Here is a 9,502-nt window from a genome sequence, read left to right as displayed (position 1 = left end):
CCCGGCTGGCGCTTTCGGTTAGCCCATCTGGTTGATATGACGTCTAACGCGCTCGCACTAACCTAGAGGCAAACGACCAGAGCGGCCGCCGCCAACCATGCCTGCGGACGGCTACACCGGAGTACCGAGCCCATGCGGGTCGCAATCGTCAGTACCGAAACCACTGGGCTCACGCCAGCGGACGAGCCCGTCAGCATCGGCCTGCTGCTTGTCGAAGTGGCGCCGCGGGCCGGCACGTTGTTGCGGGAGATCACTGACTATTACGGCTCGCAGGAGCCCACCGTGCCGATCAGCGAAGCCGCCACCGGCACGCACGGGTTGACAGCCGAGATGCTGCGCGGGCGGCGCTTTGACGTCGATACCATCCGCGCCATCGTTGACGACGCGGATGTGCTGGTCGCCCACGGCGCCGAATTCAACGCGCGGATGCTGGGAAAAGTGTTTCCCGACATCCAGCACAAGCGCTGGCGCTGCTCGGTGCGCCAGGTCCGCTGGGCCCAGTACTTCCACGCCCCCGATCACAAGCTCGATACGCTGTGCGAGCACCTGCACATATTCCGGCCCCGCCCGCAGGTTGCGCTGGATGATTGCCTGGCGCTGTCCAAGTTGCTGTTCCAGCACATGGGTGCAGCCGGCCAGGCCACGCCCATGGGTTTCCTGCTGGCCGAGGCTGACTTCGTGCCGCGTGTTGCACTCAGCATGCCTGCGCCACCCGCGCCGCCGCCGTCACCTGAGGTCCCGGCCGACGCCGGCCAGTCGTGGATGCCAAAGGTTGAGACCGGCCATGCTGGCCCGAGCCGGGGGCTGGTCATTGTCGCGGTGATGCTGATGCTGTTCGCGGGCGCGCTGATCTGGCCCGGCTTGCTGCGGTGGTGAGAACAGATCTTGCCAGGCCAGCAGCGCTGGGAGGGACTTTTGTATGGGCGCCCGGCGCCGCATGGGGCACTGGACTTTAGGCCAGCACTAAAGCAGCAAAATCAATAGTGAATTGCCAGATATTTGGTGTGCGACCACCACACGGCCGAGGCGACCGTTCACGTCCGAAACATACTTCAGCCTGATATGGCTCCCTGGGTCGGAGAATTACGCTTGCAGAAATGAATAATGGAGGGGGATATGAGCGCGGAACTCATGCGCTTCCTCGAGGAAATCTCAATCCGCGCCCTGTTAAGCGTGGCTCCGATGTGCGTGATGCTGCTTATCATGGTTTCGCTGGAAAGGCGTGTGACGCCCGCCCGGCCACGAGCGTCCGGGCCTGCCTGGTTCAACGTTCGCTATGGGATCGTGATGCTGGTCCTGAATTCCGCACTGCAGTCGCTGCTGCTGGAAGTCCCGCTGACGCTGACTCGCACGCTGGGCGCGGGTTGGATCTCCTTTGAGGAGGGTATCGCAGGGTGGTGCTTAGCGTTGCTCGCGGTCCTGTTGACGACCGATCTGCTCGAGTACCTCATCCACCGGGCCCAGCATAGGTTCCCGGTGTTATGGAAGATGCATGAACTGCACCACAGCGCCGAGCATTTCGACGTCACGCTGACGTACCGTCATTTCTGGGTCGAGCCGCTGCTCAGGGCCGCTTGCCTGTTTCCGCTCGTCGGTGTTCTCTTTAAGGTCCCGCCGAGCGTAGGGGCGGCTGCTGCGATCATCTTTCTCGTCAATAACCACGTCGCACACATGAATCTGCGTTATTCACCCAGGTTCGCTTTGCTAATCCAGCATCCGCAATATCATCGCCTGCACCACTCTCGGCACGAGCGGGACCGCAATAAGAATTTCTCCAATCTCTTCCCCCTCTGGGACATCCTCTTCGGCACGCTACGCCGGCCTGAGAGCGACGAGTTCGTTGATGTGGGGCTCGGTTCAGGCGACGCGCCTCATAGCCTCTGGCAGGCGTTGTTATGGCCATGGTGCCGTATGCGCCAGGCATCGACGCCTTTGGAGCGGATGCCCAGGACATGATTTTGGGTGGCCAGCGAGAGTGGATGCAGTCGGTCAGAGTTGCTCTGCCGAAGGGGTGGCATGGGCCCGAACCACTGTATGCGTTAATTCAGTGCTGTATAGGGCATGCCGACCACTGGATATTAGGAGCGGCCAGGAATTGATTAGGGAAGCCGTTAGGGAATGAAAAAAGCGGCTTAGACGTTACCGCCCAAGCCGCTGATTCCATTACATATTTCTGGTCGGAGCGATAGGATTCGAACCTACGACCCTCTGATCCCAAATCAGCGCCACCCCCTCCCGCAGTGCCTTATCCGACGCGCTTTTCCGTGCCTTCATCCCTAATTCATTCTTCTGGATAGCACCACGGCAGCATGCGGGTTTGCGGGGAATGCCGGAGAACTTATTAGGGATGTTTTCCGGTGGGGATTGTGAGGCGAACGGCACTCAAAGGTGTCTGCCGCTCCTTGATGTAGATCTCGGTCGTTTTGACGTCCGAGTGCGCTGCAGCCACCATCAGCTCGTCGATGTTGTAGCCGGCCTTCTGGGCGTCGGTCAGTGCCTTTGCGCGGATGTCTTTGACCGTGTAGCCGTCCAGCTCGGCCCGCTCGCAGGCGCGATCCCAGGCGCTGCGGGCACCGGTGGCACCGTAGGGCTTGCCGAGTAGCGTGTGGATGACGTACACGCCCTTGATCTTGCCGAGGCTCTTGGCGCGCTCGAGCACGGCGGCGATCTCAGGCGTGATCGGCCAGTCGACGGCGACGCCGCTGCTCTTGATGGTCTTGCTGGGCTTGAAGTGGATAACGCCGGCCTCTTGGTCGACCCAGTTGCATGCGTCCGGGGCGGCAGGATCGACTCGCCAGCGCAGGTCCCGGATGTCGGTGGAGCGCTGGGCGGTCAGGTAGCAGAGGTCGACGAAGCACTGCATCATTTCGCCGCCCGGCACCTTTTGTCCGTTCTTGGCCCGCAGCATGTGCCCGCGGATTGCCGCAAACTCGACGTCGGTGATGTAGGCGGTCCGCGCGGCCGGCTTCTTCAGCTTCACGTCGCGGCATGGGTTTGTCTTCGCATGGCGCTCCTCGATGGCCCATTGGAAGAAGCCGGACAGGAAGGCGCGCATGATCCGCTGCATGTGCAGCTTGTCCTTGTACTTGGTGCGCAGGAATTTGCCGACGTGGGCGGCGTCGACCTGGTTGGCATTCAAGTTCTTGAAGGCCGGCTTGACGTAGTCCCCATACTTCGGCCAGGCCTTCTCCTTGTGGTCCGCCTTGCAGGCCTCCACGTATGCCGTCACCAGCCGCGGCATGTTGCCGATCCCCTCGATCGCGGCGAGCTTGCCTTTTTCTTCGCGCAGCCGCTCGAGCAGCCGGGATTCCCCCTCGGATACCTGGCACAGGCGGATCCATTTCCCGCCGCGCGGCACAAAGTACCAGCTGCCGTCGCTCTCATAGACGCGCTGCATCCACTCCGGGACTTCGCGCCGGCGCCTTGCATTCATTCAAACCTCACAAGCACAGTTCTGGGCGGTCCTGCTCTTGCTCGAGCACGCCGCATCTTTTCTTTTGGAGCGCATTGAAGGCTTCCCAGGTCAGGATGACCCTGCCGCAGTGGCGGCGTGCTGGCTCGAAACCGAACACCCGCTTGAACCACGCGGCCTGCGCATTGTGCCGTTTAAGGCCCGTGATTTCGACCAATTCCGTTTCGGTAATCAGGCCTTGGGTCATGGCGCATACCTCTGTGGCCGCACCTTGGCGGCAATGTAGAGCGGATGTTTAGGGCTGCCATCTAGGTTTAGCCCAAGGTGGTAGAGCAGCGGGGCGCGCCCGCACATCCTGATGATCCGCAGCACCTCTGCGGCGCGCGCCGGCGCCGCCTTGTGGGCGCCCCAGGCGCAGATGACCATCGAGCATCGGTCGAGGGCATCCATAATGACTGCCTCGTTGCGGTCAGGTCGGTCGCCAAGCGGCGCCGGGTGTGTCAGCAGGCCGCCTGGGTCAGTCGAGCGCAGCGGGAACAGGTTCACCACTTCCAGGCGCCCGTAGCGGCAGGCCAGCGCGCGCTGCAGGCATCGCGGGATCGTCGGATCGTTGACCTGGTGGTCGGCGGTCGACGGGTTGAGCATGATGAAGCCCAGTGCCGGCAGGCTGGTATCCCACTCGCGCCAGAGGCGGTAGCGGTACTGCTCGCAGTCAGAGAGGATGCAGCCGGCCTCGCCGTCGAGGGTCTGGGTCGTCAGATGCTTCATGCTAGGATTCCTCCAGACAACTGGGGACTGAAATGACCGCACCTAAGAGGCAACGGATAGCGCGCAACCACGTCGTCTCTGTGACTCTTGACGATTCAGGGGACAGAGCAATGGTTTTTATCAAGTCACATTCTGGAAAGGGACACCAAGAATGGGTCGATCTGAAGCCGCTGCTCGCTGGCGGGCTATCGGAAGGCGAGGCACTTGAGTTCATTACTCGCATCGTAGAGATAGGCGTCCAAGGTACCGACATCCAGAACGGGTGAGCGGGTGCTCCACTAGGGTTCACTCTGCAACCTCCAGCCCAGCCATGCGGGCGCCGGTTGAGAATCCGCCTGCGCCGGCGAAGAGGTCGATTGCCTTCATGGGGACTCCGTTAGATCCAAGCCGCCGCCGGATCGCGGCGGATCAGCTTGCCGGTCTTCTCTGCATAGCGCAGCCGCCGGGTTTGCTCCTCTCGGAGGCAGAATTCGGGGTCCTTGCGCACGCGTCGGTTGTAGTCGCGGTTGATCTCGCGCTTGCTCTTGCGTATCGGAGGCGGCGCATCCGGCCCGCTGCCAAGCTTCCAGAGCCGCGGCGCGGGCGCCCGTGTCATCACGGGTCCATAGCCGGCCACACGGACTTCGGTGCCATACCGAATGGTCAGGTTCTTCAGCGCTGCCCGCGGCGTGACTTTCAGCCGCCTAGCGAGTTCGTCGGCGCTGAGCATGCGTCCCTTCGCCAGCTCGAGCTTGATGCCCTCCCAGACTGGGTAGTATTTCGGTCGGCGCACATTGCCGCGTGCCGGCAGGCCTATGTCGATGGCGTGCTTCTGGACTGCTGCCGGGGAGCGGCCGGGGAAGTCGCGCGCGATGTCCTTGACGGGTGCATCCGCCTTCCAGTGCTCACGCAGCAGCGCGTCATCCGCCTCAATCCATGCCTTCCAGGTCTTTTTCATTGGGCAGCCCCTTTGCGGCCGGCGGCATCGCGGCCCTTGGGGGCATCAAGCCACCACTTGGCAGGCTTGCCCGCCGGTCCGTACTCGAAAGGGGTGAAGACATGGCCGAGTTGCCCCTTATCGCGCATGAAGCCCCAAGGCTTGACATCTTTGGCCGGGACGATGAAGAGCGTCCAAACCTCGGAAGGGGTACAGAGGTCGAACTCGTCGGTGCGCTCGCTCTCGGGGCGCAGAATCACCCGATGGAAGCTATCGCCTGTCAGGAAGTTGAACCAGCGCACCGGGCGCGGCTCGCCATACTGGCGCGTGGCTTCGTAGTACCAGCCAAGCAGGATCAACGACAGTGCCCAGCGCCACGGGTGGTCATGCAGTCCGCGATCAGGGTCAGAACCGACGAAGCGGTGCAGGTAGATGCGGATCCCGAACAGCGCGCAGACGAAATAGCGTTCCAGGTACGGGCGGTCGCCGTCGGAGATGATCCTCACGGGCCGGCGGGCGGAGTAGGCGAGCAGCAGGTGGCGGATCATGTCAGCACCCTCCCAGCAAACGCAGGAAGCCGCGACGGGGCTTGCCGACTGGCTCAACGATCTCTGCCTTGGCAGGGACGTCCGGTACCAGCGCCTGGCGGACTAGTAGGGAAGGGAAATCGAACGAGACACCCTGAAACAGCTCTGCGAGCATGCCAGGTACAGCCTGTGCTAGGTCCCGATCCATGTCCGCGAAGTGAACGCAATGCAGGGTGTGCAGCAGCTGATAGGTCTTGCCGCCCTGGGGGATGCCCAGAAGCTTGAGGCAGCTGTCGATGGTGCAGATGCTGAAATAGCCTTGGGCGAACATTTTCCGCAGCGCTGCCTCGATGGCGTGTTGTTCAAGGGCGGTCATGCGAAGTGCCTCCCGTGGAGCTCGTCCAACTTGTCGACCTGGGCGCCGGTGAGGCCGGTGACCTGGCCGGCGGCGGCTTGTTCGGACAGTTTCCGGACAAAGTCCTGCTCCCACTCGCTAAGGTCGCGGGTGCCAAGCAGGCCTGCCAGGCGCTTGATCATGGTGGTGGTGCTGACCAGCTTCATTGCGAGTCCTCCCCCTCGGTGATGCGCTTGATGAATCGGTAGTTGGCGTAGGCGCCCAGCGCAGCGAGCGCGAAAGCAGATGCAGCCAAGCTGCTAGCCACGATCAGGGAGCTCATTTCGACTCCTCTGGGTGGCCGAGACAGCCGGATTTCGGGTCGAAGTTGTCGCACTTGCCGAAAGGCAGGAACTCGTTGCCCGCGGCCAGGGCATCGAGCAGGTGGTGCTTCGCCTCGTCCGGCGTCATCTGGCGGCCGTCGTCATGGCGGAACATGCCGCGGTATTGGCGTTTGGGCGCGTTGGCGAGGAAGCCTTTGACGTCCAAGCTCATATGAACAATCGCCATGGTCATTCCCCTTTTAGGGGCGCCCGCGCGAGGCGGGCGCGCGTGGGTTACTGAGCGAATGGGTCCCCGAAGAAGAAGGGCGTGCCGGTCTGCTCTCGGATCTTCGTGATCAGGGTTGCAGTGGCAGCCTCCAGGGTCTTGTCCTGGCGGATCAGCTCGTACCAGAAGGTCAACTTCGCTTCGCGGACGCGGTAGCGCAGGCGCGCATCCACGCGGTAGGCATCGCCATTCCAGAACACGGGAATGCCGATGGCGAAGCGCTCGAAGAGCTGCATCTTCTGCAGCGTCTGGTCGTCGTCGTCTTGGGTGAACGACATTTGCACGCCGCCGTTGGCCAGGCGAATGGCGCTCTTGAAACGCATGTCCTGGCTGGCCTCGAAGGAGAGCGCCATTTCCAGCATCTGCGCGCCAGTCGGCAGGCCTGCGCCGTCCTGGCTGGCCACGTCCTTGAGGTTCTCTTCGATGAACGCTGCAAACTCGGCCTGAGACATGGGCTTTCGGTTGCCGCCGAACCAGCGCCGCCATTCCTCGCTGAATTCCGGGCTGAAGCGGGCAGTGTGATCGCGCCATTGAGGTTTGTTGTCGTCCTCGCCGTGATCGTTGATGATGCTGACGAATTCGACTTTGCCGGCCTGATAGTCAGCCTTGCCCCAAATCGTGCTGTCGACAAGGGAGCCGTGGCGCTTCACGTATTCAATGAAGCTGTCGGCGTCAAGCAGGCGTACCTTTGCGCGCTTGCGCAGGGGAGCCCCGAGGCGGCTCTCGTCGTCGCGTTCTTCCAGCGTCCAGCCGGGCGGCAAGGCCACGCGGCGCGTTTGGCCGGGAGCGCCAATCAGCATCTCGGCGGGCGCTTTCATTTCTTTGGCAAGGGAGTCAGCCAGGTTTGGGTATTGTTCCATTTGCATGGTTCCTTCCGTGTGAGCTCTGTATCGGCTTTACGCCGTCTTCAGATTGGCGGGTGGGCTGTCGCTGGCGCTCGATACGTTCTTGAGGTCGAGCTTCTGCTGGCGAGGGTCGTCGGCCACGAGGTTGCCCTCGGGCGTGGCGAAGAGCATGGCCTCGAGGGCGTCCTCGGCCGGCTTCTTCAGCGTGACCTTGCCGGTGATGTGCATGGCGCCGCCGCGGGTTGCCTTCTTAACGCTCACTTCGAGTGTCAGTTTTCCGGACTTGCCAGAACTATCGACGGCGTTGACCAGCTCGTTCATCTTGTCGCTGGCCAGGTCAATGAACACTCCACCGCCGATGTGGCGCAGGGTGTCAGTGATGGGTCTTGTTGACACGGGTTCCTCCCGATCGGTGCCACCCGCTTTGCGCCGGGCGGCATGGCGCTGAATCAAGTCGGTTTGATAGCGGCGGCGAACTGCTCGCGCACGATCACCAGGCGGGCCAGCGCGTCCTGCGCGGCTGCCGAGTAGAAGTTTTCGCAGTTCAGGACGCCGTCGATGGCAGCGACCACCTGGTGCGCCGACGGCAGGCCGGGCGGAATTGGCGCTTTGCCGACGCGGCTGGCGCTCTCGGCAAACGCCTTATTGTTCTCCGCGGTGCGGACGCGGTAGCCAGGGATGCTCATTTCGGCTCCTCGACGAGGAGCGTCAGAATCACGACTTCGCAATGAAGCCGAGGATGGGTGAGCCGGTTGTGCGTGTAGAGGCCGGACCGGTCGGCCGCTCGCAGAGTGAAGCCAATTTGCAACATCCATTCGAGCTTAGCTTCGCTCCGGGGGCCAGTCAGCAAGATACGGTCGCCCTGTGCATGAATCTGTTCTGGCTTCATTTCCACGCTGGCGTAGTGCGCAGTGGCCAGGATCTCGCCAAGCGAATCGAGATCCGAGATTTGCTCGATGATCTTGCTCCGGTCGATTGCAACCTGAGCGTCGAATATTTCGAGAACGCGTTCGGAGAGCTTCATGCTGATTTCACCTGGACATTGCGAGCGCCGCACAGGAGGCCGCGATTGATGGCAGCGTCATGGGCATCCCACCAGCTGGCGAAGCAGCCCGTATAGACGCACTGACGGTTGATGAAGATGTGGAAGGTCATGCGGACCTCCGTGCGGCGGCCGGAGCCTGGCTCGGAGCCGCTGCGGCGCTGTCGAGGGCGGTGGCCAGAAGGATCAAGGCGCACCAGGCGATGGCCGCGGCGAAGCCGATCCACCAGCCGCGTACCCATTTCTTCCGGTCGTGGCTCATGACCTGGTGCCTCCGATTGCCTTGGCGATGGCGGCGCGCAACGCACGCATGGCGAGGGCCTCGGGATCAAGGGAGTCGGCGCGCCAGCGCTGTCTGGTGAAGATTGCTTCCGCCGCGATGGCCGCCGCAAGCAGGTCAGGGCCAGCCGCGAACAGCCGCTCATTGGCATCTGCTTCGTCGAGCGAGGCAGCGGCGCCGGACCAGACAGTGGCAATGCACTGGTTCTCCGTGGTGAGGATGTCGCGGCGGTCGGCGTGCCATGGGCCCGCGGTGTGCTGGGGCTTCATGCCACACCTCGCGCCAGCAGGATGTCCTGCTGCAATTGCCGGCTGACAGCCAGTAGTGAGGCTTCACGGGTTGCGCAGATTACGGGCTGCTCCGCGGCGTCCGCCAAGACGTACTTGACGTTGGCGCCGACCAGCACCTGCCCGATCGCGTCGAGCATGTCTGTCAGCAGGGAGCCCACTCGCACCGCATAGTCGGTATCGGACTCGCCGGCACGCCGGCGGGTGTTGCGCACGACGAAGAGCTTGCTGAGGTGGCTGATGGCGTCGTCGCCTTCGCAGAAGGATTCGACGTTGCCGAGGGCGAGCTGCGCGGCGATGTCTGCCCGGGCCTGTTGGTGGTTCATGGCTGGGCTCCTCAGTGAACGGAAATGTCGGTGCAGCCGTCGATCTCAGCGCGGACAGCGAAGGTGAGGGCGTCGGTCAGCTTGTCGAAGCGGGTGACGCAGCGGCAGCCGAGCAGCGTGTAGACGACGGCGTAGGCGGGCAGGGTGGTGGCCATG

18 protein-coding genes are annotated in these 9,502 nt (G+C 62.8%); 2 read left to right on the top strand and 16 right to left on the bottom strand.

The genetic code is table 11. The features are described 5' to 3' along the window. Positions 1-132 precede the first annotated feature (132 nt). Both RS901_RS19145 and RS901_RS19140 read left to right on the top strand, forming a co-directional pair. The gene (locus RS901_RS19145; RefSeq protein WP_316150503.1) at positions 133-876 is read left to right on the top strand and encodes a DNA polymerase III subunit epsilon; all 744 of its coding nucleotides are present in this window, start codon (positions 133-135) and stop codon (positions 874-876) included. 240 nt (positions 877-1,116) lie between these two features. Further along, the gene (locus RS901_RS19140) at positions 1,117-1,956 is read left to right on the top strand and encodes a sterol desaturase family protein (protein WP_316150501.1); all 840 of its coding nucleotides are present in this window, start codon (positions 1,117-1,119) and stop codon (positions 1,954-1,956) included. Positions 1,957-2,341: 385 nt separating this feature from the next. On the opposite strand, the gene RS901_RS19135 is transcribed toward RS901_RS19140, so the two are convergent. From RS901_RS19135 to RS901_RS19060, 16 genes are all read right to left on the bottom strand, one after another. After that, positions 2,342-3,397: a tyrosine-type recombinase/integrase gene (locus RS901_RS19135; protein ID WP_316150499.1), complete on the bottom strand. Its 1,056-nt coding sequence runs from the start codon at positions 3,395-3,397 to the stop codon at positions 2,342-2,344. 43 nt (positions 3,398-3,440) lie between these two features. Beyond that, on the bottom strand, positions 3,441-3,659 hold the full coding sequence (locus RS901_RS19130; RefSeq protein ID WP_316150497.1) for a DUF4224 domain-containing protein: 219 nt from the start codon (positions 3,657-3,659) through the stop codon (positions 3,441-3,443). After that, complete coding sequence (locus tag RS901_RS19125; RefSeq protein ID WP_316150495.1) at positions 3,656-4,180, bottom strand: DUF1643 domain-containing protein; 525 nt, start codon at positions 4,178-4,180, stop codon at positions 3,656-3,658. The genes RS901_RS19130 and RS901_RS19125 overlap by 4 nt, the downstream gene beginning before the upstream one ends. Before the next feature lie 376 nt (positions 4,181-4,556). Next, positions 4,557-5,117, bottom strand: a complete 561-nt coding sequence (locus RS901_RS19120; RefSeq protein WP_316150492.1) for a hypothetical protein — start codon at positions 5,115-5,117, stop codon at positions 4,557-4,559. Further along, complete coding sequence (locus RS901_RS19115) at positions 5,114-5,644, bottom strand: hypothetical protein (RefSeq protein WP_316150490.1); 531 nt, start codon at positions 5,642-5,644, stop codon at positions 5,114-5,116. Before RS901_RS19115 ends, RS901_RS19120 begins: the two co-directional genes overlap by 4 nt. Before the next feature lies 1 nt (position 5,645). After that, positions 5,646-5,999: a hypothetical protein gene (locus RS901_RS19110; protein WP_316150488.1), complete on the bottom strand. Its 354-nt coding sequence runs from the start codon at positions 5,997-5,999 to the stop codon at positions 5,646-5,648. Then, a complete protein-coding gene (locus RS901_RS19105; RefSeq protein ID WP_316150487.1) occupies positions 5,996-6,184 on the bottom strand; it encodes a hypothetical protein in 189 nt (62 codons plus the stop codon). The genes RS901_RS19110 and RS901_RS19105 overlap by 4 nt, the downstream gene beginning before the upstream one ends. A gap of 112 nt (positions 6,185-6,296) precedes the next feature. Then, positions 6,297-6,527: a hypothetical protein gene (locus RS901_RS19100; protein WP_316150486.1), complete on the bottom strand. Its 231-nt coding sequence runs from the start codon at positions 6,525-6,527 to the stop codon at positions 6,297-6,299. A 47-nt stretch (positions 6,528-6,574) separates the two neighbouring features. Beyond that, positions 6,575-7,426 carry a DUF2303 family protein gene (locus RS901_RS19095; protein ID WP_316150485.1) on the bottom strand — a complete coding sequence of 284 codons (852 nt, stop codon included), beginning with the start codon at positions 7,424-7,426 and terminating at the stop codon, positions 6,575-6,577. A gap of 36 nt (positions 7,427-7,462) precedes the next feature. After that, positions 7,463-7,807, bottom strand: coding sequence for a hypothetical protein (locus tag RS901_RS19090; protein ID WP_316150484.1), 345 nt, complete (start codon positions 7,805-7,807; stop codon positions 7,463-7,465). A 53-nt stretch (positions 7,808-7,860) separates the two neighbouring features. Then, complete coding sequence (locus RS901_RS19085) at positions 7,861-8,097, bottom strand: hypothetical protein (RefSeq protein WP_316150483.1); 237 nt, start codon at positions 8,095-8,097, stop codon at positions 7,861-7,863. Continuing rightward, positions 8,094-8,435: a hypothetical protein gene (locus RS901_RS19080; protein WP_316150482.1), complete on the bottom strand. Its 342-nt coding sequence runs from the start codon at positions 8,433-8,435 to the stop codon at positions 8,094-8,096. Before RS901_RS19080 ends, RS901_RS19085 begins: the two co-directional genes overlap by 4 nt. Next, a complete protein-coding gene (locus RS901_RS19075) occupies positions 8,432-8,566 on the bottom strand; it encodes a hypothetical protein (RefSeq protein WP_316150479.1) in 135 nt (44 codons plus the stop codon). The genes RS901_RS19080 and RS901_RS19075 overlap by 4 nt, the downstream gene beginning before the upstream one ends. Before the next feature lie 145 nt (positions 8,567-8,711). Then, positions 8,712-9,002: a hypothetical protein gene (locus tag RS901_RS19070; protein WP_316150477.1), complete on the bottom strand. Its 291-nt coding sequence runs from the start codon at positions 9,000-9,002 to the stop codon at positions 8,712-8,714. Continuing rightward, entirely contained in the window at positions 8,999-9,346 is a 348-nt protein-coding gene (locus RS901_RS19065; RefSeq protein ID WP_316150475.1) for a hypothetical protein, read from the bottom strand. The genes RS901_RS19070 and RS901_RS19065 overlap by 4 nt, the downstream gene beginning before the upstream one ends. Before the next feature lie 11 nt (positions 9,347-9,357). Next, positions 9,358-9,501 (bottom strand): hypothetical protein, encoded by a 144-nt coding sequence (locus RS901_RS19060; RefSeq protein WP_316150473.1) that lies wholly within the window; start codon positions 9,499-9,501, stop codon positions 9,358-9,360. Between the last annotated feature and the right edge of the window lies 1 nt (position 9,502).

The organism is Cupriavidus sp. BIC8F (genome assembly GCF_032465815.1).
Classification (GTDB): Bacteria; Pseudomonadota; Gammaproteobacteria; order Burkholderiales; family Burkholderiaceae; genus Cupriavidus; species Cupriavidus necator.
The sequence above is the reverse complement of the archived record's forward strand: the minus strand, read 5'-3'. Positions and strand labels throughout refer to the sequence as shown.